25 protein-coding genes are annotated in these 24347 nt (G+C 63.1%); 13 read left to right on the forward strand and 12 right to left on the reverse strand.

The window, feature by feature from the left end:
- Positions 1-218: 218 nt before the first annotated feature.
- From scpB to ACSSU5_RS03665, 4 genes are read right to left on the reverse strand one after another with little or no spacing between them, the layout of a single operon-like run.
- The gene (gene scpB, locus ACSSU5_RS03650) at positions 219-998 is read right to left on the reverse strand and encodes an SMC-Scp complex subunit ScpB (protein WP_492560620.1); all 780 of its coding nucleotides are present in this window, start codon (positions 996-998) and stop codon (positions 219-221) included.
- Positions 985-1839, reverse strand: a complete 855-nt coding sequence (locus ACSSU5_RS03655) for a segregation and condensation protein A (RefSeq protein WP_492560621.1) — start codon at positions 1837-1839, stop codon at positions 985-987. Before ACSSU5_RS03655 ends, scpB begins: the two co-directional genes overlap by 14 nt.
- Positions 1836-2465, reverse strand: coding sequence for an L-threonylcarbamoyladenylate synthase (locus ACSSU5_RS03660; RefSeq protein WP_264312118.1), 630 nt, complete (start codon positions 2463-2465; stop codon positions 1836-1838). Before ACSSU5_RS03660 ends, ACSSU5_RS03655 begins: the two co-directional genes overlap by 4 nt.
- A 13-nt stretch (positions 2466-2478) precedes the next feature.
- Entirely contained in the window at positions 2479-3339 is an 861-nt protein-coding gene (locus ACSSU5_RS03665) for a PHP domain-containing protein (protein WP_264312117.1), read from the reverse strand.
- A gap of 67 nt (positions 3340-3406) precedes the next feature.
- Here ACSSU5_RS03665 and ACSSU5_RS03670 point away from each other — a divergent pair, with 67 nt between their 5' ends.
- From ACSSU5_RS03670 to ACSSU5_RS03690, 5 genes are all read left to right on the forward strand, one after another.
- Positions 3407-4000: a septation protein A gene (locus tag ACSSU5_RS03670; RefSeq protein WP_264312116.1), complete on the forward strand. Its 594-nt coding sequence runs from the start codon at positions 3407-3409 to the stop codon at positions 3998-4000.
- A 1-nt stretch (position 4001) separates the two neighbouring features.
- Positions 4002-4301, forward strand: a complete 300-nt coding sequence (locus ACSSU5_RS03675) for a YciI family protein (protein ID WP_008091826.1) — start codon at positions 4002-4004, stop codon at positions 4299-4301.
- A 187-nt stretch (positions 4302-4488) separates the two neighbouring features.
- Positions 4489-5166 (forward strand): response regulator transcription factor, encoded by a 678-nt coding sequence (locus ACSSU5_RS03680; protein WP_264312115.1) that lies wholly within the window; start codon positions 4489-4491, stop codon positions 5164-5166.
- 157 nt (positions 5167-5323) lie between these two features.
- Positions 5324-5740 carry a Spy/CpxP family protein refolding chaperone gene (locus tag ACSSU5_RS03685; protein ID WP_264312114.1) on the forward strand — a complete coding sequence of 139 codons (417 nt, stop codon included), beginning with the start codon at positions 5324-5326 and terminating at the stop codon, positions 5738-5740.
- 60 nt (positions 5741-5800) lie between these two features.
- The gene (locus ACSSU5_RS03690) at positions 5801-7141 is read left to right on the forward strand and encodes a sensor histidine kinase (protein WP_264312113.1); all 1341 of its coding nucleotides are present in this window, start codon (positions 5801-5803) and stop codon (positions 7139-7141) included.
- A 147-nt stretch (positions 7142-7288) separates the two neighbouring features.
- Here the strand turns inward: ACSSU5_RS03690 and ACSSU5_RS03695 are convergent, their stop codons facing one another.
- Complete coding sequence (locus ACSSU5_RS03695) at positions 7289-7846, reverse strand: NAD(P)H nitroreductase (protein WP_492560622.1); 558 nt, start codon at positions 7844-7846, stop codon at positions 7289-7291.
- A 102-nt stretch (positions 7847-7948) separates the two neighbouring features.
- On the opposite strand from ACSSU5_RS03695, the gene ACSSU5_RS03700 reads away from it, so the two are divergent.
- Entirely contained in the window at positions 7949-9403 is a 1455-nt protein-coding gene (locus tag ACSSU5_RS03700; protein WP_264312111.1) for a TrkH family potassium uptake protein, read from the forward strand.
- Here the strand turns inward: ACSSU5_RS03700 and ACSSU5_RS03705 are convergent.
- Positions 9360-10421, reverse strand: coding sequence for an AraC family transcriptional regulator (locus ACSSU5_RS03705; protein WP_264312110.1), 1062 nt, complete (start codon positions 10419-10421; stop codon positions 9360-9362). The genes ACSSU5_RS03700 and ACSSU5_RS03705 overlap by 44 nt on opposite strands.
- Before the next feature lie 153 nt (positions 10422-10574).
- On the opposite strand from ACSSU5_RS03705, the gene ACSSU5_RS03710 reads away from it, so the two are divergent.
- Positions 10575-10886: an Mpo1-like protein gene (locus ACSSU5_RS03710; protein ID WP_492560623.1), complete on the forward strand. Its 312-nt coding sequence runs from the start codon at positions 10575-10577 to the stop codon at positions 10884-10886.
- On the opposite strand, the gene ACSSU5_RS03715 is transcribed toward ACSSU5_RS03710, so the two are convergent.
- Positions 10883-11692: a UDP-2,3-diacylglucosamine diphosphatase gene (locus tag ACSSU5_RS03715; RefSeq protein WP_264312109.1), complete on the reverse strand. Its 810-nt coding sequence runs from the start codon at positions 11690-11692 to the stop codon at positions 10883-10885. The genes ACSSU5_RS03710 and ACSSU5_RS03715 overlap by 4 nt on opposite strands.
- Positions 11693-11818: 126 nt before the next feature.
- Here ACSSU5_RS03715 and ACSSU5_RS03720 point away from each other — a divergent pair, with 126 nt between their 5' ends.
- Both ACSSU5_RS03720 and ACSSU5_RS03725 read left to right on the forward strand, forming a co-directional pair.
- Positions 11819-12592 (forward strand): AraC family transcriptional regulator, encoded by a 774-nt coding sequence (locus ACSSU5_RS03720; RefSeq protein ID WP_492560624.1) that lies wholly within the window; start codon positions 11819-11821, stop codon positions 12590-12592.
- Positions 12593-12758: 166 nt separating this feature from the next.
- Positions 12759-13649, forward strand: a complete 891-nt coding sequence (locus tag ACSSU5_RS03725) for a DMT family transporter (RefSeq protein WP_492560625.1) — start codon at positions 12759-12761, stop codon at positions 13647-13649.
- Here ACSSU5_RS03725 and ACSSU5_RS03730 read toward each other — a convergent pair whose 3' ends face one another.
- Positions 13650-13931, reverse strand: coding sequence for an Rdx family protein (locus ACSSU5_RS03730; RefSeq protein WP_264312106.1), 282 nt, complete (start codon positions 13929-13931; stop codon positions 13650-13652). It abuts the gene before it with no gap.
- A gap of 67 nt (positions 13932-13998) precedes the next feature.
- Here ACSSU5_RS03730 and ACSSU5_RS03735 point away from each other — a divergent pair, with 67 nt between their 5' ends.
- A complete protein-coding gene (locus tag ACSSU5_RS03735; protein ID WP_492560626.1) occupies positions 13999-16185 on the forward strand; it encodes a patatin-like phospholipase family protein in 2187 nt (728 codons plus the stop codon).
- A gap of 30 nt (positions 16186-16215) precedes the next feature.
- Here the strand turns inward: ACSSU5_RS03735 and ACSSU5_RS03740 are convergent, their stop codons facing one another.
- Complete coding sequence (locus ACSSU5_RS03740) at positions 16216-16653, reverse strand: MarR family transcriptional regulator (protein WP_027593119.1); 438 nt, start codon at positions 16651-16653, stop codon at positions 16216-16218.
- Positions 16654-16803: 150 nt separating this feature from the next.
- Positions 16804-18948: a DNA helicase RecQ gene (gene recQ, locus ACSSU5_RS03745; protein WP_264312104.1), complete on the reverse strand. Its 2145-nt coding sequence runs from the start codon at positions 18946-18948 to the stop codon at positions 16804-16806.
- Between the two features lie 246 nt (positions 18949-19194).
- On the opposite strand from recQ, the gene ACSSU5_RS03750 reads away from it, so the two are divergent.
- The 3 genes from ACSSU5_RS03750 to ACSSU5_RS03760 all read left to right on the forward strand — a co-directional run bounded on the left by ACSSU5_RS03750 (position 19195) and on the right by ACSSU5_RS03760 (position 21902).
- Positions 19195-19782 carry a YecA/YgfB family protein gene (locus ACSSU5_RS03750; RefSeq protein WP_492560627.1) on the forward strand — a complete coding sequence of 196 codons (588 nt, stop codon included), beginning with the start codon at positions 19195-19197 and terminating at the stop codon, positions 19780-19782.
- A gap of 7 nt (positions 19783-19789) precedes the next feature.
- The gene (locus tag ACSSU5_RS03755) at positions 19790-20155 is read left to right on the forward strand and encodes a YbaN family protein (RefSeq protein WP_264312103.1); all 366 of its coding nucleotides are present in this window, start codon (positions 19790-19792) and stop codon (positions 20153-20155) included.
- Between the two features lie 373 nt (positions 20156-20528).
- Positions 20529-21902 carry a TolC family outer membrane protein gene (locus ACSSU5_RS03760; protein WP_264312102.1) on the forward strand — a complete coding sequence of 458 codons (1374 nt, stop codon included), beginning with the start codon at positions 20529-20531 and terminating at the stop codon, positions 21900-21902.
- Positions 21903-22001: 99 nt separating this feature from the next.
- On the opposite strand, the gene ACSSU5_RS03765 is transcribed toward ACSSU5_RS03760, so the two are convergent.
- Both ACSSU5_RS03765 and ACSSU5_RS03770 read right to left on the reverse strand, forming a co-directional pair.
- Positions 22002-22601 carry a tRNA-uridine aminocarboxypropyltransferase gene (locus ACSSU5_RS03765; protein WP_492560628.1) on the reverse strand — a complete coding sequence of 200 codons (600 nt, stop codon included), beginning with the start codon at positions 22599-22601 and terminating at the stop codon, positions 22002-22004.
- A gap of 75 nt (positions 22602-22676) precedes the next feature.
- Positions 22677-24242 (reverse strand): methyl-accepting chemotaxis protein, encoded by a 1566-nt coding sequence (locus ACSSU5_RS03770; RefSeq protein WP_264312100.1) that lies wholly within the window; start codon positions 24240-24242, stop codon positions 22677-22679.
- Positions 24243-24347: the final 105 nt, after the last annotated feature.

Consider the following 24347-nt stretch of genomic DNA (forward strand, 5'->3'; position numbering starts at 1 on the left):
GGGCCGCGCATCATACGCGGTTCGGTGATGGAACGCACTGGAGCGTAGTGGTTTTTGTGGGGGCTGGATTGGTTTTCTGCCCAGTGGTTTTGCATTGGCAGGGCCGGCCTGTTCGCGGGGCAAGCCCGCTCCCACAGGCTACCCTCTACCCGTCACAACTCACATACCTGTGGGAGCGGGCTTGCCCCGCGAAGAGGCCGGCACAGGCAGTAGAGGATTCAGGGCTGCAACGGGTCTTCACCCTCGACCGAAGGCTCTGGCTCGACCACGTCCTGCTCACGCAAATCATCGAAGTCGGTCTTCAACCCGTCTTCCATCGCATCCAGCTCCACCAGCAGGGTGCGGAAGCTGGTTTCATCCTTCGGCGCCTCGGCTTCGGCCTCATCACCCAGGCTGGCATCGGCCAACGCCTGAAGATGCGCGGGCACCGGCGCCTCGTCCGGGTCGAGCAAGGGCTCTGGCTCCATCTCGCGCAGCTCGGCCAACGCCGGCAGTTCCTCGAGGCTTTTGAGGTTGAAATAGTCGAGAAAGGCCTTGGTGGTGGCGAACATCGCCGGTCGGCCCGGCACTTCGCGGTAGCCCACGATGCGGATCCACTCGCGTTCCATCAGGGTCTTGATGATGTTGCTGTTCACGGCCACGCCGCGCACGTCTTCGATCTCGCCACGGGTGATGGGCTGGCGGTAGGCGATCAACGCCATGGTTTCGAGCAGCGCGCGGGAGTAGCGCTGCGGCCGCTCCTCCCACAGGCGCCCTACCCAAGGGGCAAAGTTTTCGCGGATCTGCAGGCGATAGCCGGTGGCCACTTCCTTGAGCTCGAAGGCGCGGCCATTGCACGACTTGCCGAGCACTTCCAGGGCCTTCTTGAACACTTTGGGCTCCGGGCGCTCGGCCTCCTCCAACAGCTCGTACAGGCGTTCAAGGGATTGCGGCTTGCCCGAGGCGAGCAAAAAAGCTTCGATCAGCGACGCCAGGTCGCGGGGTTCATTCAGGTTCATCAGGCTCTTCAACAAACTCGGCGCGCAGCCGGACATGGATCGCGGCGAAAGGCTCATTCTGCACCAGTTCGACCAGCGATTCCTTCACCAGCTCAAGAATTGCCATGAACGTCACCACCACGCCCAACTTGCCTTCTTCGGCGGCAAACAGCTCGACGAAGGGCACGAAAGCCCCGCCCTTGAGGCGTTCAAGCACCTGGCTCATGCGCTCTCGGGTAGACAGCGTCTCGCGGGTGATCTGGTGGCTTTCGAACAGGTCATTACGGCGCATCACCTCGGCCATCGAGACCAGCAGCTCCTCCAGGCTGACCTGGGGCAGCAGCTTGCGCACCTTGGCCTGTGGGGCCTCCAGACGCGGCACGACAATGTCGCGGCCTACCCGTGGCAGTTCGTCGAGCCCCTCTGCGGCCGCCTTGAAGCGTTCGTACTCCTGCAGGCGGCGGATCAGCTCGGCGCGCGGGTCGCCCTCGTCCTCTTCGATCTCGGCCGAGCGTGGCAGCAGCATGCGCGACTTGATCTCGGCAAGCATGGCCGCCATGACCAGGTACTCGGCAGCCAGTTCCAGGCGCACGCTCTTCATCAGCTCGACATAGCCCATGTACTGGCGGGTGATCTCCGCCACCGGAATATCGAGGATGTCGATGTTCTGCTTGCGAATCAGGTACAGCAGCAGGTCCAACGGGCCTTCGAACGCTTCGAGAATCACTTCCAGGGCGTCCGGCGGGATGTAAAGGTCTACCGGCATCTCGGTCAGGGCTTCGCCGTAGACCAGGGCCAGTTGCAACTGCTGAGGCGACTCGACCTCCTCGGCCGGCGCCTCGGGCGCTTCTACCTGGCTCAAGCGTTGGCCATAAACGGTGTGGGATCACCGCAGCCTTCGCGGATCAAGGCAGGCTCATCGCCCGTCAAGTCGATTACGGTGGAGGCCTTTAGGTCGCCAAAGCCGCCATCGATGATCAGGTCAACGTGGTGCTCCAGGCGCTGACGGATCTCGTAGGGATCCGTCATGGGCTCTTCATCGCCCGGCAAGATCAGGCTCACGCTCATCAACGGCTCCCCCAGTTCCTCAAGCAGCGCCAGGACGATGGGGTTGGACGGCACGCGCAGGCCGATGGTGCGGCGCTTCTCGTGCATCAGAAGCCGCGGCACTTCTCGGGTGGCATTGAGGATAAAGGTATAGGGCCCTGGAATGTGCGCTTTGAGCAGGCGGAACGTGGAGGTATCGATCTTGGCAAACAGGCCCATTTGCGAAAGGTCGCAGCACAACAGGGTGAAATTGTGTTGCTTGTCCAACTGGCGCAGGCGGCGAACCCGTTCGATGGCGTTCTTGTCGCCGATCTGGCAACCCAGCGCGTAGGCCGAGTCGGTGGGATAGACCACCACACCGCCCTTGCGAATGATTTCAACGGCCTGTTTGATCAGGCGCGCTTGCGGGTTTTCCGCATGAATCTGGAAAAATTGGCTCACGTAATCATCCTGTTCATACCGCCATAGGCTGTTCATGGCTGAATCGGCGCCACAGAGGTGGCAGGTCCTCGGGCAAAGGCCGGTAGGCACCAATCTCGCCCCAGGTGCCGGGGCCGTGGAAGTCACTGCCAGCGCTTGCCAGCAGGCCGAACTCACGGGTGAGGATGGACATCGTGCCCACCTGCTCGGCCGGCATCATCCCGTTGACCACCTCAAGCGCCTGCCCGCCTGCCTGAATATAGTCGGCAATCAGCCTTCTGCGCTTGCTGCGGGTCAGATCGTAGTGCATCGGATGGGCCAGGCTTACCCAAGCGTTGGACTGGCGCAGGGTCGCGACGGTTTCGTCCAGGGTCGGCCAGTGCTGTTTGACGTCACCCAGCTTGCCGGCGCCCAGCCACTTGCGAAACGCCTCGCCGCGGTCCTTGACGTGGCCGGCGCGCACCAGATACTCGGCAAAGTGCGGGCGTGCCGGGGCATTACCGCTGTCGCCGAGCGCTTGCTGCACGGCCCTGGCACCGTCAAGCGTGCCCGGCATGCCCTTGGCCGCCAGCCGTTTGTCGATTTCCTCGGCGCGCAGCCAGCGGCCACGGTGCAAGGCTTCGATGGCGTCAAGCAACGGCGCGGCGTCGAGCGGGAAGTCATAACCCAACACATGGATGGTCGCCCCACCCCAGGTACACGACAGCTCTACCCCGCTGACCCAGCGCATGCCGCGTTCATGGCAGGCCAGACGCGCCTCGCTCAGCCCTTCGATGGTGTCATGGTCGGTGAGTGCCAGCGTTTGCACCCCGTGCTCATGGGCCCGGGCGACCAGGACCGTGGGCGACAGGGCGCCGTCGGAGGCCGTGCTGTGACAGTGCAGATCAACATTCATGGAGGAGCGCTACCGCTGGAATCGATGTTTGTTATTATGCCGTCACATCCCGATTCTGGCTGCCATTGTGAAACAATTCATCGATTTCATCCCATTGCTGCTGTTCTTCATCGTCTACAAGCTCGACCCACGGCCCATGGAGGTCGCCGGCCACAGCTTCGAATTCGGCGGGATCTACAGTGCCACGGCCATGCTCATCGCCAGCTCCCTGGTGGTGTACGGTGCCCTGTTCCTGCGCCAGCGCAAGCTGGAGAAAGGCCAATGGCTGACCTTGATCGCCTGCCTGGTGTTCGGCGGCCTGACCCTGACCTTCCACAGCGAAACCTTCCTCAAATGGAAAGCGCCGGTGGTCAACTGGCTGTTCGCCCTGGCGTTCGCCGGCAGCCACTTCATCGGCGATCGGGTGCTGATCAAGCGCATCATGGGCCACGCCCTGACCCTGCCCGATGCCATCTGGACCCGCCTGAACCTGGCCTGGATCTGCTTCTTCCTGATCTGCGGGGCGGCCAACCTGTTCGTCGCCTTCACCTTCCAGGCCTTCTGGGTCGATTTCAAGGTGTTCGGCAGCCTGGGCATGACCGTGATCTTCCTGGTGGCCCAAGGTGTCTACCTGTCACGCCACCTGCACGACGACCCTTCTACCTCCAAACCCAAGGATTGACATGCTCTACGCCATCATTGCCAGCGACGTCGCTAACTCCCTGGAAAAGCGCCTGGCGGCCCGCCCTGCGCACATCGAGCGCCTGCAGCAACTCAAGGCCGAAGGCCGCGTGGTGCTGGCCGGCCCACACCCTGCCATTGACAGCAACGACCCGGGTGAAGCCGGTTTCAGCGGCAGCCTGATCGTGGCCGAGTTCGATTCCCTGGCCGCTGCACAGGCCTGGGCCGATGCCGATCCGTACATTGCCGCGGGCGTGTACGACAAGGTCATCGTCAAGCCCTTCAAGCAAGTCTTGCCTTGATCGAAGGCCGTGTCGCCTGCTTCCCCGGCCACCTCACAGAGCCTGAGGTTTACAGCGTTCTGTGCGAGCGGGCTTGCCCGCGAAGCAGGCGACACGGTGCTGGTGGTTACACACTTGCCATCAGTCTGCGGTATCTTTGCCACTGGCGGGCCGAATACTCGCCGTCAATGGTTGAATTGAGTGAGTCATGAGCGAGCTGTTACTGATTGATGATGACCAGGAGCTGTGCGAGCTCCTCGGCAGCTGGCTGACCCAGGAAGGGTTTACCGTCCGTGCCTGCCACGATGGCCACAGCGCACGCCAGGCCCTGGCCGAACACGCCCCGGCAGCCGTGGTCCTGGATGTAATGCTGCCAGACGGCAGTGGCCTGGAACTGCTCAAGCAGTTGCGCAGCGAGCATGCCGAACTGCCCGTGCTGATGCTCTCGGCCCGTGGCGAGCCGCTGGACCGCATCCTCGGCCTGGAGCTGGGCGCCGACGACTACCTGGCCAAACCCTGCGACCCGCGCGAGCTTACCGCTCGCCTGCGAGCCGTACTGCGCCGCAGCCACCCCACCGCGACCACCAGCCAGGTGGAGCTGGGCGACCTGGTCTACAGCCCGGCCCGTGGCGTGGCCAGCATCGATGGCCGCGAAATGACCCTGACCCTGTCTGAAAGCCGCATCCTCGAAGCCCTGCTGCGCCAGCCGGGTGAGCCGCTGGACAAACAGGAACTGGCGCAGATCGGCCTGGGACGCAAGCTGACCCTGTACGACCGTAGCCTGGACATGCACGTCAGCAACCTGCGCAAGAAAATCGGGCCACATGCCGATGGGCGCCCGCGCATCGTCGCGTTGCGCAGCCGCGGCTATTACTACAGTCTGTGAAATCGCCGGGGCCGCTGCGCAGTTCATCGCAGGCAGCGGCCCCCAATCTCAGCACCCCATCTTTACCCAGCCTTTACCCTCCCCTGACCGCCCTTGACGGTGGCCTGCGTAGACTGTGCTCATCCGGTAACCACCGGCCTATGAAAGGAGAGACACCATGCGCAAGACCCTTATCGCCCTGATGTTCGCCGCCGCCCTGCCGACCGTGGCCATGGCCATGCCTGAAGGCGGCCCGCGTCACGACGGCCCGCATCATCGCGGTGATGCGCCTTTCGCCCAACTGGACCTAAGCCGCGATCAACGTCAGCAGATCGGCAAGCTGATGGGCGAGCAGATGAAGCAGCGCCGCGACATCACCGAGCGCTACCTGTCCAAACTGCCGGCCGCCGACCAAAAGGCCATGAAGGACGAAATCAAAGCCAGCCGCGACAAGACCGACAGCCAGGTCCGTGGCCTGCTCAAGCCTGAGCAGCAGAAGAAGTTCGACGAACTGCAAAAAGAACGCGCCGCACAGAAAGCCGAATGGCAAGAGTTCCAGGCCTGGAAAGCTGAAAAAGGCGGCAAGGCTCAGTAAGCTGTCCGCCCCACGCCCGGCCCGCACCCTTGCGGGCCGGGCTTTTCCCGTTTGCAGGAGGTGCACTTGCGTTCACTGTTCTGGCGCATCCTGGCCAGCTTCTGGCTGGCCATCACCCTGGTTGCGGGCCTTTCGATCCTGCTGGGCCACATGCTCAACCAGGACGCCTGGATCCTCAGCCGCCACCCAGGCCTCAATACCTTGGCCAGCCACTGGGCCAAGCACTACGAACAAGAAGGCCTGGACTCGGCGCAGCACTTCCTCGAACGCCGCAAGCAGCGCTTCAAGATCGACGTACAGGTGCTCGACGACAGCGGCGACGCGGTCGTGCCCGGTACCTTCCCGCGCCGCGCCGCTGCCTTCGAGGCACGCCAGCACAATGACGAGCGGCGTCTGCCGTGGCGCCGCCTGACCGAGGAATACACCAGCCCCTACAGCGGTGAAACCTACTTGCTGATCTACCGGATCCCCCACCCCGAGCTGGACGCCTGGCACCGCGAGAGCCTGCTCTGGCCGCTCAGTGCGCTGGGTATCGCCCTGGTGGTACTGACCCTGTTCAGCCTGCTGGTGACCTTGTCCATCACCCGCCCCTTGAGCCGCCTGCGTAGCGCCGTGCACGACCTCGGCCAGACCAGCTACCAGCAAAACAGCCTGGCACGCCTGGCGGCACGGCGCGACGAGTTCGGGGTGCTGGCCAACGACTTCAACAAGATGGGCGCCCGCTTGCAGAGCACGATTGGCAGCCAGCGCCAGTTGCTGCGCGACGTGTCCCATGAACTGCGCTCACCGCTGGCGCGGCTGCGTATCGCCCTGGCGCTGGCCGAGCGCGCCGAGCCCGAGCAGCGCCAGGCACTGTGGCCACGCCTGACCCGCGAGTGCGACCGACTGGAAGACCTGATCAGCGAAATCCTCGCCCTGGCCCGTGTCGATGCCGAACAGGCCCACGCCGAGCCGGTTGACCTCAACGCGTTGCTCGGGGGTGTGCGCAAGGATGCCTTGCTCAGCGCGCCAGACCAGGACGTGCGCCTGCAGGCACAACCCGGGCTGACCTTGCAGGGTTGGCCAACGCTGATCGAACGCGCGGTGGACAACCTGCTGCGCAACGCCTTGCGCTTCAACCCGGCCGGGCAACCGATCGAAGTCAGTGCCGAGCGCGAGCAGGACCGTATCGTACTGAGCGTGCGCGACCATGGGCCTGGGGTGGCGGCAGAGCACCTGGCGCAGTTGGGTGAGCCGTTCTTCCGAGCGCCAGGGCAACAGGCTGCGGGGCATGGGCTGGGCCTGGCGATTGCGCGCAAGGCGGCAGAGCGCCATGGCGGGAGCCTGGTGCTGGGCAATCATCCACAAGGGGGATTTGTGGCCAGGCTGGAGTTGCCTGTGACTGAAGCGACTGGCAGTTGAGGTGATTTAAAGGCATCTACCCCTTTCGCGGGCAAGCCCGCTCCCACCGGTTTTGTGCAAATCTCAAGCATTGCACAGTACCCGTGGGAGCGGGCTTGCCCGCGAAAGGGCCAGCAGCCCTGATACAACAATCAGCCCAACTGGATGTTACTCACCCCAGGCACTGACGAAATCAGCGGTTTTCAGTACGGGCGCAGTACGCGGCTCATTCAGCGGCGTGCCGACATACAGGTAGCCGATCAACTCCTCGTTCTCGGCCAGCCCCAGCCCCTTGTGCACATGCGCATCAAAGGCCATGTCACCCGTCCGCCACACCGCACCGACACCCTGGGCATGCGCCGCGATCAGAATCCCATGGGCCGCACACCCCGCCGCCAGGCGCTGCTCGGACTTGGGCACCTTGAAGTGATCCTGCAACGTGGCAATTACCACAATCAGCAACGGTGCACGCAGCGGCATGGCGCGCGCCTTGTCCAGCGCAGCCTGGCTGGCATCACCCTTGTGCTGCACCGCTTCGGCGAACAACTCGCCGAGCTTGTCGCGGCCCTGGCCTTCGATGGTCAGAAACCGCCACGGCCGCAGCTGGCCGTGATCCGGCGCACGCAGTGCGGCCTGGAACAACGCCTCGCGCTGGGCGTCATTGGGCGCGGGCTCGGTCAGGCGTGGCACGGATACACGGTTGAGCAATGCGTCGAGAGCCTCCATCGGCTACCCTCCTGGCAGGTGAATGTGCGGCCATTCTAGCGTTTACATCACCAGACCCATAGGTAGAATGGCGCCCTTCCGTTCAGAGTCAGAGCAGATCACATGGCGTTGCCGACCTTAAGGATCATTGGTTTCATCATCGGCATCTTCCTGATCACCCTGGCCGTCAGCATGGTCGTGCCCATGGCGACCCTGGTGATCTTCGAGCGCACCGGCGACATGCCGTCGTTCCTCTGGTCCAGCCTGATCACGTTCATCGCCGGCCTGCTCATGGTCGTCCAGGGCCGCCCCGAACACGTTCACCTGCGCCCACGCGACATGTACCTGCTGACGGTCAGCAGTTGGCTGGTGGTGTGCGTGTTCGCAGCCTTGCCGTTCTTGTTGACCCAGCACATCAGCTACACCGACGCCTTCTTCGAGAGCATGTCCGGCATCACTGCCACCGGCGCCACGGTGCTCAGCGGCCTGGACAACATGTCGCCGGGGATCCTGATGTGGCGCTCGATGCTGCACTGGCTCGGCGGCATCGGCTTCATTGCCATGGCCGTGGCGATCCTGCCGCTGCTGCGCATTGGTGGCATGCGCCTGTTCCAGACCGAGTCCTCGGACCGCTCCGAGAAGGTCATGCCGCGCTCACACATGGTCGCCAAGTCGATCGTCGGCGTGTACGTCGGTTTCTCCGTACTCGGCGCGCTGGCCTTCTGGTGGGCCGGCATGCGCCCGTTCGACGCCATCAACCACGCCATGTCGGCGATTTCCACCGGTGGGTTCTCGACCTCCGACCAGTCGCTGGCGAAATGGGACATCCCTGCCGTGCACTGGGTCGCGGTGGTGGTGATGATCCTCGGTAGCCTGCCCTTCACCCTGTACGTGGCCACCCTGCGTGGCAACCGTAAGGCGCTGATCCGCGACCAGCAGGTTCAGGGGTTGCTCGGTATGCTGGTGGTCACCTGGGTCGTGCTGGGCACCTGGTACTGGGCCACCACCAACCTGCACTGGCTGGATGCCTTGCGCCACGTGGCGCTGAACGTGACCTCGGTGGTCACCACCACCGGTTTCGCCCTGGGCGACTACAGCCTGTGGGGCAATTTCTCGCTGATGCTGTTCTTCTACCTGGGCTTTATCGGCGGCTGCTCCGGCTCGACCGCAGGCGGCATCAAGATTTTCCGCTTCCAGGTTGCCTATATCCTGCTCAAGGCCAGCCTCAACCAGCTGATCCACCCGCGCGCGGTGATCAAGCAGAAGTACAACGGGCACCGCCTGGACGAAGAAATCGTACGTTCGATCCTGACCTTCTCGTTCTTCTTCGCGATCACCATCTGCGTGATGGCGTTGCTGTTGTCGCTGCTGGGCGTGGACTGGATGACCGCACTGACCGGTGCCGCCGGCACGGTGTCGGGCGTAGGCCCAGGGCTGGGTGAAGTGATCGGCCCAGCCGGCAACTATGCCACGCTGCCGGACGCCGCCAAGTGGATCCTCGCCGGCGGCATGCTACTGGGCCGGCTGGAAATCATCACGGTGCTAGTGTTGTGCATGCCGGCGTTCTGGCGTCACTGACCCCCTCCGGTTCCGCGCCCAAACGGGCGCGGTATTCGCTGGGTGTGGCATCGAACCAGCGGCGGAACGCCCGGTAGAAATTGCTCGGGTCGGCGAAACCCAGCAGGTACGCGGTTTCCAGCAGGGTCATGCCCGGCTGGGCCAGGTACTGCTCGGCCAGCTCACGCCGGGTATCGTCGAGCAGGGTCTGAAAGCTGGTGCCTTCTTCCTGCAAACGCCGCTGCAAGGTTCGCTGCGAAAGGTGCAGGGCCTGGGCCAGGGTTTCGCGCTTGGGCTCGCCCTGGGGCAGAATGCGGCACAGCACCTGACGCACCCTGTGGGTGACCCGGCTTTCCGAGAAGCGTGCCAGGTATTCACCGGCAAAACGGTCGTGGAGCACCGCCATCGCTTCATTGGCGGTCGGCAGCGGCGCTTCCATGTCGGCCCGCTCGAACACCAGCGCATCATGCGGCGCGTCGAACACCAGAGGGGAGTGGAAGGCGACCTTGTAAGGGTCGATATTCTTCGGCTGCGGCCCCTGCACCAGCACCCGCCGCGGCTGGATGACGCGCCCACTGAGCCAGGTGCACAGCGAAAGCGCGCACGCCAACGATGCTTCGGCGCTGTGCCGGGTCGGCGGCAGATGATCGCCATGCACGGTCAGAATCAGCGAATAGCCCTCAGGCCCCAGGCGAAAGCTCAAGTCGGAACTTTCGGCAATGATGCGCTGGTACCGCACCAGCCGCTCGAAGCCTTCGGCCAGGGTGCGGCTGGACATCAGCGCATAGCCCACCACGTGGAACGAAGCCGGTCGTACCACGCGCGCCATGTTCAGGCCAATGGCTTCGTTGCCCGACAGCTCCACCGCCAGCAGCCAGAGCCGGGTCATTGAGTCCTGTGGAAAACGTGCGTCAGGGTCATCGAGGGCGGCGAAATCCAGCCCGAGCTGCTTGAACATGGCTTGGCAATCGAGCCCTTCCAGCTCAAGTGCCTTGACGATCCCTGATGCCCAGCTGGCTGACGTGGTTCTTTCACTCATGACAGGCTTCTTATGCTGACCGCTCCTGCGGTGAACCCCAAGGATACTCAATTGGCGCCTATTGTCACTGGTAGGCCCCGCCAATGACTCTAGACTCGATTCAGGCTCCACGCCGTGCATCTTATCCAGAAGTATTTACCCCGGAGCACTGCCATGAACAGCACAGCGCAGTTTCGCAGTTTTGCCGAGTTCTACCCCTACTACTTGGGCGAACACAGCAACCCCACCTGCCGCCGGCTGCATTTTGTCGGTACGAGCCTGGTAATTGCCCTGATGGCATACACCATCGGCAGCGGCAAATGGCTGCTGCTGCTGGCCGTGCCGCTGTTTGGCTATGGCTTTGCCTGGGTCGGGCATTTCTTTTTCGAGAAGAACCGGCCGGCGACGTTTACCTATCCGCTGTACAGCCTGATCGGCGATTTCGCCATGTTCCGCGACATCTTGCTGGGCAAGATCAGCCTTTAAATTGCCTGGGCCGCTTTGCGGCTTTCAGCGTGTCGCGCCTGCGCATCGGCCAACCGATACAACTCGATGCTGCCATCCCAGTGCTCGATCAAGGCCGTGCACGACTCCACCCAATCCCCGCAATTGAGGTACTCCACCTCCCCCACCTTGCGGATTTCGGCGTGATGGATGTGCCCGCACACCACCCCATGAAAGCCTCGGCGGGTGCATTCGTGGGCAATCGCATCCTCGAAGTCACTGATGAAGTTCACCGCGCCCTTGACCTTGTGCTTGAGGTAAGCCGACAACGACCAGTAGCCATAACCGTAACGGGCACGCCAATGGTTGAGCCAACGGTTGAGCACCAGGGTGAACTCATACGCACGGTCGCCCAGAAACGCCAACCAGCGGTGGTAGCGGGTAATCACGTCGAACTGGTCACCATGGATCACCAGTAGGCGACGGCCATCGGCGGTCAGGTGCTCGGCCTCATCCACCAGTTGAATGTTGCCCAGCATCAGCTTGGAATAGCGGCGCAGGAATTCATCATGGTTGCCGGTGACATAAATCACCTCGGTGCCCCGCTTGCTCATGGTCAACAGACGCCGGATCACGTTGGTGTGGGCTTGCGGCCAATAGATGCCGCCGCGCAGCTTCCAGCCATCGATGATATCGCCCACCAGGTAGATGCGATCCGCCTGATAGCCCTTGAGAAACCGCGACAGGTGCTCGGCCTGGCAGTCGCGGGTGCCCAGGTGCACATCGGAAATCCATAACGTGCGCACGCGCTGCTTGCGTGAGGGACGGGCAAGTTCGACGTGGGTCATGGGCGGGCTCCGGCGCAGTTTGCTGGAGACTGGCAGGCGCGGATGACAGCGCTGTGGCAAAACGGTTACGGGTGATGGCCTGCAGTGAATGAGGCACAATGCGCTTCTGCCCTGCGAGGACTCCCCATGACCACCGGCCCGATCCTCTCGCTGCGCCATTACCGAGACAGCTTGATCGCCCACAGCCACGAACACCCGCAACTGGTGTTCGGCCTGAGCGGCCGCCTGGAATTCGAGGTCCAGGGCCAGGGAGCACGGGTTGATCGTCAGGGCCTGATGGTGGTGCCAGCCGGCGCCCATCACACCTGCTCCAGCGGTGCCGGCAGCGACTGCCTGGTGCTGGACGTGCCTGGCGAGCACTGGTTGCGCGAGCAGTTGGGCGAGCATGCCGATGCCAGCCGCCGGCTGCTCGATCGGCCCGCTGCCTTGGGCCTGGATACCCGCCAGCAGCAGTTGGTGGACTGGCTGGCGACCTGCCCCATGGACGACCCGCTGATCGCCCGACAAGGCGCGGCACTGCTATTGGCCAGCCTCAACCCTACGGCAGCGGCAAGTATCAGGGCCAGCCAGCGCCTGCCTTATGCAGCCTTCGATGCGCATATCGAGCAGCATGCCGCCTACCCGCTGCAGGTCGCCGACCTGGCGCGCCTGGCCGGGCTTTCCACTGCTCGCCTGCATGCGCGCTTTATCGCCGAATGCGCGATGACGCCGATGGATTACATGCGCCAGCGGCGCTTGCTCAAGGCGCGGCAGTTGGTGGAGCGAACACGGCTGCCGATGGGTGAGATTGCGGCGCAGGTCGGGTACAGCTCGCAGAGTGCATTTTCGGCGGCGATGTTGCGGGCCTTTGGCTGCACGCCGCTGGCATTGCGGCGAGAGTCTGGCGATAACGGACGCTAGGTGGGCGACAGAACTCATCGGCCTTACGACATACACTATGCCGGCACTGGCCCTTTCGCGGGGCAAGCCCGCTCCCACAGATAGGAAGGTTGCATTGTAACTGTGGGAGCGGGCTTGCCCGCGAAGAAGCCGGCACAGCCAGTAGAGATCTTGAGCAAGGACCCCCATGAACCACCGCACAGCCCTAGGCGCCCTGCACATTGGCGCGCTGTTCTTCGGCCTCACCGGCGTCTTCGGCAAGCTGGCCGCCAGCGCCAGCCCGGCCATCATCGTTTTCGGCCGCGCAGTTTTTGCCGTCCTGGCCCTGGCCCTGTTCGCCCGTTTTGCCCGTCAAGGCTGGCACCGGCTCAGTGGCCAGGATGTGCGCCGCCTGCTGCTCGGCGGCGTGCTGCTGGCGGGGCACTGGGTCAGCTTCTTCATCGCCGTCAAAGTCGGCGGCGTGGCCATCGCCACCCTGGGCTTCGCCAGCTTCCCGGCCTTTACCGTGATCCTCGAAGGCCTGCTGTTCCGCGAACGCATCCGCCGCAACGAAGCCGTGCTGGTACTGCTGGTGAGCATCGGCCTGGTGCTGGTCACACCGGCATTCGACCTGGCCAGCGAGGCCACTGGCGGCCTGCTCTGGGCACTGCTTTCGGGGCTGTTGTTCTCGTTGCTGTCGCTGACCAACCGCGCCGGCTCGGGTCGTTTGCCGGCGGTGCAGGCAGCATTGTGGCAAAACCTGGTGGTCAGCCTCTGCCTGTTGCCATTCGCAGCGCCAGGCCTGGGCGCTGTGACGCCGATGGACTGGTTGTGGATCGCCCTGCTCGGCATCTTCTGCACGGGTGTTGCCCATAGCTTGTTTGTCGCCAGCCTGGCCGTGATCAAGGCGCGCACCGCTGCGGTGGTGTTCGGTATGGAGCCGGTCTACGGCATCGCCGTGGCCTGGGCGGTGTTCGCCGAAACGCCCACCGTGCGCATGCTGCTGGGTGGCGCGCTGATCATCTTCGCCATCGTGCTGTCCAGCCGCCTGGCCGACGATCAACCCGCAAAGCCCCGGCCACTGGCAGAAGGCGCCTGATCAGCGGTCGTTGTGGCCCAGATCGCGCTGCGGGTCGATCTGGTCACGTACCCGCTGCTTGAGCACCTTGGCCTCCGGGAAACCACCGTCGGCCTTGCGCTCCCAGATCTGCACGCCATTGCAGGTGATGCGGAAGATGCCGCCGGTACCAGGCTCCAGCGCCACCCGGCCCAGGTCATCGGAAAAGGTACTGAGCAGTTCCTGGGCCAGCCAGGCGGCGCGCAGCAGCCACTGACATTGCGTGCAATAAGTGATGACGATTTCCGGCTTGTTGATGACCATGGCGAAGCATCTCCAGGTAAGGGGCCGCTTATACTAGCGGTCTTTCGCCCACGGTTTGAGACTCACGATGCGCCGTTTGCTGTTCTGCTTTTTGCTGATGCTGGTTTCTGCCACGGTAAATGCCGCCGAGCAGACACGGCCCAAGGTTGGCCTGGTGCTCTCTGGTGGCGCGGCCCGCGGCCTGGCCCATATCGGCGTGCTCAAGGCCCTGGAACAACAAGGTGTGCGCATCGACGCCATCGCCGGCACCAGCATGGGCGCTGTTATCGGTGGGCTGTACGCTTCCGGCTACAGTGTCGAAGAGCTGGAAAAACTGGCCACCACCCTGGACTGGCAGCAGGCGTTGTCCGATGCGCCACCGCGCAAGGACGTCCCTTTCCGGCGCAAGCAGGACGACCGTGACTTTCTGGTGAAGCAGAAGCTGAGCTTTCGCGACGACGGCAGCCTGGGCCTGCCGCTGGGCGTGATCCAGGGCCAGAACCTGGCGCTATTGCTTGAGAGCAAGCTGGCCCACACCGCTGACACCCGTGACTTCGACAAACTGCCAATCCCCTTCCGTGCGGTGGCCACCGACATCGCTAGCGGCGAAAAGGTGGTGTTCCGCCGCGGCCACTTGCCCCAGGTAATCCGCGCCAGCATGTCGATCCCCGCCGTATTCGCCCCGGTGGAGCTGGAAGGCCGCCTGCTGGTGGATGGCGGCATGGTCGACAATATTCCGCTGGATGTGGCCCGCGACATGGGGGTAGACCTGGCCATCGTGGTCGACATCGGCACGCCGCTGCGTGACCGCAAGCAACTGGCCACGGTGGTCGATGTGCTCAACCAGTCGATTACCCTGATGACCCGGCGCAACTCCGAAGAACAACTGGCCAGCCTGCACGCCGACGACATCCTGGTCCAGCCGTCGCTGGCCGCATTTGGCGTGACCGACTTCGGCCGTGCCCGCGAGATGATCGAAGCCGGCTACCGCGCCACGCGCCTGCTCGACTCGCGCCTGGCGGCGTTGCGCCAGCCCGAGGGTGACAGCAGCCTGGCCATTGCCCGCTCACCGCATCAGCGCACGCCAGTGATCACCGCGATCAGGGTGGAAAACGACTCCAAGGTCAGCGACGACGTGATCCGCTCCTATATCCGCCAGCCGATCAATGCACCGCTGGAACTGGACCGCCTGCAGACCGACATGGGCACGCTCTATGGCCTGGACTACTTTGACCGGGTGCAGTACCGCGTGGTGCACAAGGGCGCCGACAACACGCTGGTGATCAATGCCCGCGGCAGGCGCGGCGGCACCGACTACCTGCGCCTGGGCCTGAACCTGTCGGACGACCTGCGCGGTGACAGCGCCTTCAACCTGGGTGCCAGCTACCGGGTCAACGGCATCAACAGCCTGGGCGCCGAATGGCTGACCCGCGCCCAGATCGGCGACCAGCAAGAGCTCTACAGCGAGTTCTACCAGCCGCTGGACGTAGGCTCGCGCTTCTTCATCGCCCCTTACCTGGACCTGGGCTCGCGCAACATCGAGGCGACCCTGGACAACGACCCTATCGCTGAATACCGCCTGGAGCGTTACGGTTTTGGCCTCAATGTCGGCCGGCAGATCGGCACCTACGGCGAGGTACGCCTTGGCGCTGGCAAGGCCTGGGGCGAAGCCGAGGTGCGTATCGGTGACCAGGACCTGCCCAAGGTCAGCTTCAACGAAGGGTTCTACGAGCTCAAGTACTCGTTCGACACCCTCGATAACGTGTACTTCCCGCACAGCGGCGAAGATATCGGCATGACCCTGCGCAAGTACGACAAATCGCTCGACTCCGACCAGGACTACCGCCAGTGGCTGTTCAGCCTGGACAAGGCCATCAGCAGTGGCCCGAATACCTGGGTGCTGGGCGGGCGCTATGGGCGCACGCTCGATGATGCCGAGGTGGTGACGTCGAGCTTCGTGATGGGGGGCGCGCGGGAGCTGTCAGGGTTCCGCCAGGATTCGGTGTCTGGGCAGAACATCAGCTTGCTGCGCATGGTCTATTACCGTCGCCTGACGCCACGGGCCTACGTGCCGCTGGACTTCCCACTGTATATCGGGGCGTCGTTGGAGCGTGGGCGGGCATGGAACAACGACAACGAATTTGACAGTGGCTACATCAATGCAGCGAGCATCTTCCTGGGGCTGGAGACACCGCTGGGGCCGTTGAACCTGAGCTATGGGGCCAACAGTGCGCACGAGCAGGCGGTATACCTGAACCTGGGGCATACCTTCTAAATCGATGGGGCTGCTTTGCAGCCCCAGGAATCAGGACTTTTCGAGGTTACCCAGAATTTTCGCATGCACCCGCATGCACACCTCCAGGTCCGCCTCATCCACCCCGGTAAACAGCTCTACCCGCAGCGCATTGGCAATGGTCTCGATCTGCTCGATCAGCGGCTTGGCCGGTGGGCACAGCAGAATCTTCTTCGCCCGCCGGTCTTCAAGCACTGCCTGCCTGCGCACCAAACCCTGTGCCTCAAGGCTGTCGAGCAAGCGCGCCAGGGTCGGGCCTTCGACGCCTACACTCTGGGCCAGCTCACGCTGGGTGGGGGCCTCCTCGAAACGGGCCAGGTGCAGCAACACCAGCCAGCGCGCCTGGGACAGGTTGAGCCCGGCCAGGCGGCGATCCAGCTCGGCACGCCAGCCCCGGGACATCTGGGCCAGCTGCATGCCGAAGCGGTGTTGGTTGTCGGTCAAGGGCATAAGCAACTCATTGAACAGATCTAATTGTTAGGCAGCTAACCATGACCCGGAGCACGTGGCAAGGCTCGGGCGCCTGCCACTGTTCGATAATCGTCAAAAAACATGACAAAGGTCAGCAGTTGGCGCTTCTGGCCTCGAACCTGCCGGCTATCAGAGGTCGAATTCCGCTGCCAGCGCCGCGCGTATGCAATACAGCACGCCCTCCGGTACCCGTGGCCCGAACAGTGGCGCGATGGTCGATACCGGCGGCAGCTCGCCTTCGCCGTCGAGGAAGGCGTCCTGCACCTCCATCATCAGGTCCTCCGGCAGATCGAGGGCCTGATCAAGGCTCAGCTCCTGGCGGCCAATGGCCTCGGCAAGCAGGCTGTAAACGTTCTTTTCGCTGCAATTGAGCTGCCCGGCAATCTGCGCCGGGGTCATCCCCGCCCGCGCCAGGCTGACCAGCTCATGACGCAGGTCGAGCACCACTTTCGGCGCGTCGTCAGTGCCACCGCTGTTATTGAGTACCTCAAGGAACGCCTGACCATAGCGTTCGAGCTTGCGCGCCCCCACACCGCTGACCTGGGCCATGTCGCTGAGGCTGGCGGGCTGGCTGCGCAGCATCTCGAGCAGCGTCGAGTCGGGGAAGATGACGTAAGGCGGCACGCTGTGCTCCTCGGCCAGCTTGCGCCGCAGGGTACGCAGCGCTTCCCACAGTTCGCGCTCTTCGGCACGCACCAACTGGCTGGCCGGGCTGCCACCGCTGCCAGCGCTCTTGGCGACGGTTTGCGGTTTGAGATCACGGCGCAGCTGCAAGGTCACTTCGCCGCGCAACAGCGGCCGGCAGCTGTCGGAGAGACGCAAGCCACCGTAGCCTTCCAGGTCGATGTCCACCAGGCCACGGGCGACCAACTGGCGGAACAACGAGCGCCACTCGGCTTCGGCCAGCGGCTTGCCGACACCGAACACCGAAAGCTTCTGGTGGCCGAAATTGCGCACTTTCTCGGTGTCCTTGCCCAGCAGCACGTCGATCAGGTGCCCCACGCCATAACGCTGGCCAGTACGGAACACCGCCGACAGCGCCTGGCGGGCAGGTTCGGTGGCATCCCAGGTCTGCACCTGGTCGATACAGTTGTCGCAATGCCCGCAGGGCTGCTCCAGGGTTTCGTCGAAGTAGGCCAGCAGCGACTGACGGCGGCAGCGGGTTTCTTCACAGAGGGCCAGCATGGCATCGAGCTTGTGCTGCTCAACGCGCTTGTGGCGCTCGTCACCCTCGGAGTTCTGCAGCATCTGCTTGAGCATCACCATGTCCTGCAGCCCATAGGCCATCCAGGCATCGGACGGCAAGCCGTCACGGCCGGCACGGCCGGTCTCCTGGTAATAGGCTTCGAGCGACTTGGGCAGGTCGAGGTGGGCGACGAAGCGCACGTTGGGCTTGTCGATGCCCATGCCGAAGGCGATGGTGGCAACCATGATCAAGCCTTCCTCGTTGAGGAAGCGGTGCTGGTTGGCGGATCGCGTTTCGGCCGCCAGGCCGGCGTGATACGGCAGCGCCGGGAAGCCTTGATCACAAAGGAAGGCAGCCGTCTCGTCGACCTTCTTGCGCGACAGGCAGTAGACGATGCCTGCGTTGCCACGACGCTCGCCGAGGAAGGCCATCAGTTGCTTGCGCGGCGCCTCCTTGGGCACGATGCGGTAGAAGATGTTCGGCCGGTCGAAACTGGAAAGGAAACGCTCAGCGCCCTGCAGGTGCAGACGCTGGACGATCTCTTCGCGGGTGCGCATGTCGGCGGTGGCGGTCAGGGCGATGCGCGGCACATGCGGGAACAGCTCGGCCAATTGGCCCAACTGCAGGTATTCCGGGCGGAAGTCGTGGCCCCATTGCGACACGCAGTGGGCCTCGTCGATGGCGAACAACGAAACGTCCAGCTCGCGCAAAAAATCGAGCATGCGTGGCTGCACCAGGCGTTCCGGAGCCAGGTACAGCATCTTCAGCTCACCGCGGCGCATGCGCCCGGCCAACTCACGCTGCTGCTCGGCGCTGAGCGTTGAGTTGAGTGCGGCCGCGGCCACGCCAAGCTCGTCGAGCGTAGCGACCTGGTCGTCCATCAACGCAATCAGCGGCGAAACCACCACGGTCAGGCCTGGGCGCAGCAGCCCCGGCACCTGGAAACATAGCGACTTACCGCCGCCGGTGGGCATCAGTACCAGCGCATCGCCGCCGTTGGCCACGCATTCGATGATTGCTGCCTGGCGCCCACGGAAACTGTCGTAGCCGAAGATATCCTTGAGAACGCGCTGAGCCTGTTCGAGCATGTGCAACTCCACAAATCGCCGTACCATCCTGGAGACAGGCTGGACGAAAAACCCGCCCCGCACACGCCGAATGCGTAAGCGGTTTTTACCAGACGGCCGACAAAGACCGCCCCTGGATGAAAAATCGCGGATTATACCCCAGTGCCAACCCACGCAGGGCGCCGCTGTGACAGACGTTCCCTTTGCCCCGCCATCGCTGCAAGGTGCTAGAATTCACTATCGTTTATTCCCCAAGGTAGCCCTGTAATGTCCTTCGCCGAGCAACTCACCCGCCTGCAAGCCTTCCTCGACGCCGACGAGCTGCACGAAGAAGCGCTGGACTACGTCGCCGCCCACGGCTACCTCACAGCCCTGTCGATCAATGCCGAGGACGTTCCCGAGCGTGAATGGATCGACGCCCTGTTCGCCGAAGAGCCCCACTACGCCAACGAGGCCCAGCGCACCGAAATCGAAGCGACCCTGGTGGCGCTGAAGGCTCACATCGCCCGCCAACTGGCCAGCGACGAAGAGTTCGACCTGCCGTGCGAACTGGACCTGACCGACGAGCCGGACGATTCCGACCTGCGCGGCTGGTGCATCGGTTTCATGGAAGGCGTGTTCCTGCGCGAAGAGGCCTGGTTCGAGAACGCCGAGGAAGAAGTCAGCGAGATGCTGCTGCCGATCATGGTCGGTTCGGGCCTGTTCGACGAGCAACCAGAGTTTGCCGACATCGCCAGCAACGCCAACCTGCAGGATGACATGATTGTGCAGATCCCAGAGGCACTGAGCGCGCTGTTCCTGCTGCTGCACGCCCCTGACGAGAAGCCGGCGCTGCTCAAGCCTCGCCATCACTGAGTCGGCTGTGCGCTACCTGCTGCTGGCCATCGGCTGGCTCAGCGTCGCGCTGGGGGTGCTGGGGATATTCCTGCCGGTGTTGCCTACCACCCCTTTCCTGTTATTGGCGGCGGCCTGCTTTGCCCGCAGTTCGCCCCGCTTTCATCACTGGCTGGTCCATCACCCCAAACTCGGGCCGTGGATCCGTGATTACCTCAGTGGCGAAGGCATTCCGCTCAAAGGCAAGGTCTACGCCATCGGCCTGATGTGGGCCAGCATCGGTCTGTCTTGCTACCTGGTGCCGCTGTTCTGGGCGCGGGCCTTCATGCTCACTAGTGCAGTGCTGGTCAGCGTGTATATCCTCAAGCAGAAGACCCTGCGCAAGCCGGGGTGAACGCGTGCGCCAGTAAAGGCACCCTCACGGATGCCTATACCTTCCCGAAATCTCGGATCGTCAATATTTTGTCGCCAAATATCTCTTTGGCCTATCCAGGCTTTTTTTTAGCTGCAAAAGTTCTGGAACCCTCTGTAAACCATGAAAAACGAGACTTTCAGCGGCTTTCAAATTGCCTGGTTTGAACCATTCCTCGCGCACCCTTAGACCTAATATGTCAAATAAAATAAACTGTTATGAGAAAATCTTCTTACATCTTTGATTGAATGTTCTTAGCTTCGTTGTTAAAAACCTGACACGGTTTGCATGATAAATATATCGTCATTTTTTTGGCGACAAGCAGGACTTATTCTAGGATCAGGGAGAGGTACCCATGCGCGTTTTGAACCCCATCACCAGTGCATTACTGTTGGCCATGGCGTGTGCCAACGTACAGGCGATGTCGATTACCGAAGCTGTCCAGAGCGCCGTGGACTACCATCCGCAGATCAGCTCCAACCGCAACAGCAAGTTGTCTGCCGATGAAGACGTGAAATTCGCGCGTGGTGGTTACTACCCTTCCGTGGACTTGGTCGCAGGTTATGGTCGCCAGCGTTCCGACAACCTCAATACCCGCGGCTCCAACCCCGACGGTACCCGCAACCACGACAAAGCCACCCTCAGCTACACCCAGTCGGAGCTGCGCCTGCGGCAGATGCTCTTCGACGGCTTCAACACCTCGAACGAAGTAGGCCGCACCGAGGCGGTCGCCACCTCTCGCGCCTACTACACCCAGGCAGTCGCCCAGGATGTTGCCCTGCGCGCGGTGGAGGTCTACCTCGAGGTACTCAAGCGCCGTGAGCTGGTGACGCTGGCCAAGAACAACCTGCAAGCCCACCTGCGGGTAAACGACCAGATCGGCCTGCGCACCGAGCGCGGCGTCGGCAGCACCGCCGACCTTGATCAGTCCCGCGCCCGCCGTGCATTGGCAGAAAACAACCTGGACACCGCCGAAGTCGACTTGGCCGATGCCGAGGCCAATTTCTTCAGCGTCATCGGCAAACACCCCGATGAACTGGAAGGGCCGCAATCGATCAAGGTAGAGATCCCTGGCACCCTCGACGATGCGCGCGAAGGCATGCGCCAGAACAACCCTTACATCAAATCCGCCCAGGCCGACGTCAACGCTGCCGAGCAGCAATACGAAGTGGCCAAGTCGACCTTCTACCCACGTCTGGACGCCGTGCTGGCCACAGGTGCCAACAACAACCTAGGCGGCGAGAAGGGCCACAGCAACAATGACTGGCAGGCCGGTGTCGAGCTCAACTACAACGTGTTCCGCGGCGGCAGCGACAAGGCTCGCCTGCAGTCCGATGCCCACAAGATCAACCAGGCACTGGACATCCGCAACAACGCGCTGCGCGAGCTGACCGAGAACCTGAGCCTGTCTTGGAACGCCATGAACAACGCGCGCAAGCAGACCCCGACGGCGCGTGAATACGCCGAGACCACCAAGCGTGTACGTGCCGCTTACCAGGATCAGTTCGGCCTTGGCCAACGCACCCTGCTCGACGTGCTCGACAGTGAGAACGAACTGTACAACGCCGATCGCCGCTACACCGAAGTGCGCTACACCGAGGAGTTCTCGATGTACCGGGTTCTGGCAACCATGGGCGAGTTGCTGAGCAAGCAACGTATCTCGCTGCCGCCGGAAGCCATTGCCAGCAATGAAGTGAAGACCGACGCACAGCTGCCTGAGATGCGTTGATTTAACCGTAGGGGGATTGCCAGCCTCCTGGGGTTAGATCCGCGCAAACCTGTAGGAGCTGGCTTGCCTGCGATGGGTCGCACAGCGACCCCATTGGCCTTAACGGGTGCCGTGATTGCGCTGGAACGTCTCGGCGCCCATGGCCTTGATTTGCCCCTCGATCAGGGCTTCGAAGGGTTTGAGCAATGCATCGAAGCTGACCGGCTGCTCCAGCACGTTCAGCGCCTCGACCACCGCCTCGATGGTCGACAACGCCCCCGGCTCCGGCGCCTTGCGCAGCCGGTAGCGCGAAGGCGCAACCGCCGCCAGCGTCACACGCGGCAATGTCTCCAGCAATGGGTTCAGGTACAGCAGCTTGCGTGCCTTGCGCCAGGTGCCATCAGGCACGATCAACAGCAAGGGCCTGTCATCCTCCTCACCATAAACCGTCAGCACCTGGGCGTGATCGCCTGGGAACAGCAGCACCGGCCGGTAGCCTGGCGTCTGCAGCAACTCAACGAGGTCTTCGAACACCTCGCCAATGCGCAACTCGGCATTGACCAGGCCAAGGGCGGCCAGGCGGGCGGTATTCAGGGCGTGCGCGCTTTCACTGGGGTGCTGCAGCAGGACCACGCGGGTGCGGCTGTCGAGCGAGGGGATCAGTGGGCAAAGGCAGTGATCGAGCGGGCGCTGGCAGCGCTCGCAGCGGGGTCTGGACATCGGCTTCTCCTTACCGGGCGCAGTGTGCCATAGCCCTGCAGAAAAGCCCCACATCCTTGTGGGATAGGCTCGAAGTTAGCGGTTGAAACGCTCCGCCAGGCTGTGCAGGTACTCCGCCATGCGCTCCAGGTCCTGGCTAATTTCCGCCCCCTGCCTGGCCTGCCCGGCGCTCTGATCGCACAGCTGTGCAATCCTGACGATCTGCTGGTTGATGTCTTCGGCAACATGACTTTGCTGCTCCGAAGCCGTCGCCATCTGCTGGCTCATGCCCGTGATCCGGCTAACCGCCTGGGCAATGCCGGTTAACGCCGCTTGCACCGCTTCGACACTGTGTACGCTGTCGCGGGAAATTTGCTCGCCACGGGTAGCCGTACTGACCGCCCGTTCAGCCCCCGCCCGCAGCGAGGCGATGATCTGATGGATCTCCTCGGTCGAGGCACGGGTACGCTGGGCCAGTGAACGCACCTCATCGGCTACCACGGCAAACCCGCGACCCTGCTCACCGGCCCGCGCCGCCTCGATGGCAGCATTGAGCGCCAGCAGGTTGGTCTGGTCGGCAATCGAGGTGATCGTGTCGACCACACTGCCAATCGACTGGGTCTGTTCAGCCAAGGCGTTGACGGCCTGGCCTATATCGTTGACCGCATCACTCATGCTGCCCATCGCCTTGAGGCTCTGCTGGGCCAACTCACTGCCTTGCTGCGCCAACTGGTCGGCATCACCTGCGGCATGGGCGGTGCTTTGCACGTTATGGGTGACCTCCTGAATGGTCGCTGCCATCTGCGCGATCGCCGTGGCGGACTGGTCGGTTTCGCTGCGCTGGCGGTCGAGCATCTGCGCCTGGGCGTCGGACAGGTCGGCCGACTGCGCCGCCCGCGACTTCACCCCGACCCCGGCGTCCACCAGGCGGGTCAAGGCAGTTTGCAAGCGTGCCTCTTCGCTGAGGATGGCCAGGTCCAGCTGGCCTTGCAGGCCCAGATTGTCGCTGTACGTCAACGCCACCAACGGGCTGGTGAAGGCTTTTGGGTGCTCGCCAAGTGTGCGCCGAATGGCCTGGCTGTGCTGATGCTCGACCAGGTACCAGGCCAGCAACAAGCTGGCCATCAATACCCCCAAGGCCGCATAGGGCGGTAGCCACAGGTAGCTTGCCGCCGACAGCAGGCCCGCGCCAATCAGCGGCCAGCCGTGCCCCAATTCATGCCCTAGCCGCGCCGCCCAGGATACCGGCGAACGGCCGGCACGCAACCGCGCGTACAGGGCTTCAGCGCGGTGAATCTGCTCGCGCGTCGGCACCGAACGCACCGACTCATAGCCGCTGACCCTGCCCTGCTCATACACCGGGGTGACATAGGCGCTGACCCAGTAGTAATCGCCATTTTTGGCGCGGTTCTTGACCACGCCCATCCAGGGTTTGCCTTGCTTGATGGTGTCCCACATGTGGCCGAAGACCGCCGGCGGCATGTCGGGGTGACGCACCAGGTTGTGGGTCTGGCCAACCAGTTCGTCGTAGGTAAAACCACTGATCGCCACGAAAGCGTCATTGCAGTAGGTAATGCGGCTGTTGAGGTCCGTCGTGGAAATCAGGCGTTGTTCGCTGGAAAAGGTTCTTTCGTGCTCAGTGACGGGCAAATTCATGCGCATCTTGGGCAATCCTTGCAGGATGAAATAGGGGGGATCTTCAGCGCACGTTGATGTTTAGCAGAGCGCTATCAGGTTAGCGGTCAAGTCCTGTAGGAATTGAGCCCA

The organism is Pseudomonas sp. E1MeOHC2 (genome assembly GCF_058745025.1).

What these genes read in the sequence shown, in the direction of transcription:
- ACSSU5_RS03685 (WP_264312114.1), top strand. Translation starts at nt 5,324, where the DNA reads ATGCGCAAGACCCTTATCGCCCTGATGTTCGCCGCCGCCCTGCCGACC.
- ACSSU5_RS03725 (WP_492560625.1), top strand. Translation starts at nt 12,759, where the DNA reads ATGAACCACCGCACAGCCCTAGGCGCCCTGCACATTGGCGCGCTGTTC.
- scpB (WP_492560620.1), bottom strand. Translation starts at nt 998, where the DNA reads ATGAACCTGAATGAACCCCGCGACCTGGCGTCGCTGATCGAAGCTTTT.
- ACSSU5_RS03765 (WP_492560628.1), bottom strand. Translation starts at nt 22,601, where the DNA reads ATGTCCAGACCCCGCTGCGAGCGCTGCCAGCGCCCGCTCGATCACTGC.
- ACSSU5_RS03675 (WP_008091826.1), top strand. Translation starts at nt 4,002, where the DNA reads ATGCTCTACGCCATCATTGCCAGCGACGTCGCTAACTCCCTGGAAAAG.
- ACSSU5_RS03760 (WP_264312102.1), top strand. Translation starts at nt 20,529, where the DNA reads ATGCGCGTTTTGAACCCCATCACCAGTGCATTACTGTTGGCCATGGCG.
- ACSSU5_RS03715 (WP_264312109.1), bottom strand. Translation starts at nt 11,692, where the DNA reads ATGACCCACGTCGAACTTGCCCGTCCCTCACGCAAGCAGCGCGTGCGC.
- ACSSU5_RS03665 (WP_264312117.1), bottom strand. Translation starts at nt 3,339, where the DNA reads ATGAATGTTGATCTGCACTGTCACAGCACGGCCTCCGACGGCGCCCTG.
- ACSSU5_RS03700 (WP_264312111.1), top strand. Translation starts at nt 7,949, where the DNA reads ATGGCGTTGCCGACCTTAAGGATCATTGGTTTCATCATCGGCATCTTC.
- ACSSU5_RS03695 (WP_492560622.1), bottom strand. Translation starts at nt 7,846, where the DNA reads ATGGAGGCTCTCGACGCATTGCTCAACCGTGTATCCGTGCCACGCCTG.
- ACSSU5_RS03770 (WP_264312100.1), bottom strand. Translation starts at nt 24,242, where the DNA reads ATGCGCATGAATTTGCCCGTCACTGAGCACGAAAGAACCTTTTCCAGC.
- ACSSU5_RS03720 (WP_492560624.1), top strand. Translation starts at nt 11,819, where the DNA reads ATGACCACCGGCCCGATCCTCTCGCTGCGCCATTACCGAGACAGCTTG.
- ACSSU5_RS03740 (WP_027593119.1), bottom strand. Translation starts at nt 16,653, where the DNA reads ATGCCCTTGACCGACAACCAACACCGCTTCGGCATGCAGCTGGCCCAG.
- ACSSU5_RS03735 (WP_492560626.1), top strand. Translation starts at nt 13,999, where the DNA reads ATGCGCCGTTTGCTGTTCTGCTTTTTGCTGATGCTGGTTTCTGCCACG.
- ACSSU5_RS03750 (WP_492560627.1), top strand. Translation starts at nt 19,195, where the DNA reads ATGTCCTTCGCCGAGCAACTCACCCGCCTGCAAGCCTTCCTCGACGCC.
- recQ (WP_264312104.1), bottom strand. Translation starts at nt 18,948, where the DNA reads ATGCTCGAACAGGCTCAGCGCGTTCTCAAGGATATCTTCGGCTACGAC.
- ACSSU5_RS03730 (WP_264312106.1), bottom strand. Translation starts at nt 13,931, where the DNA reads ATGGTCATCAACAAGCCGGAAATCGTCATCACTTATTGCACGCAATGT.
- ACSSU5_RS03710 (WP_492560623.1), top strand. Translation starts at nt 10,575, where the DNA reads ATGAACAGCACAGCGCAGTTTCGCAGTTTTGCCGAGTTCTACCCCTAC.
- ACSSU5_RS03705 (WP_264312110.1), bottom strand. Translation starts at nt 10,421, where the DNA reads ATGAGTGAAAGAACCACGTCAGCCAGCTGGGCATCAGGGATCGTCAAG.
- ACSSU5_RS03680 (WP_264312115.1), top strand. Translation starts at nt 4,489, where the DNA reads ATGAGCGAGCTGTTACTGATTGATGATGACCAGGAGCTGTGCGAGCTC.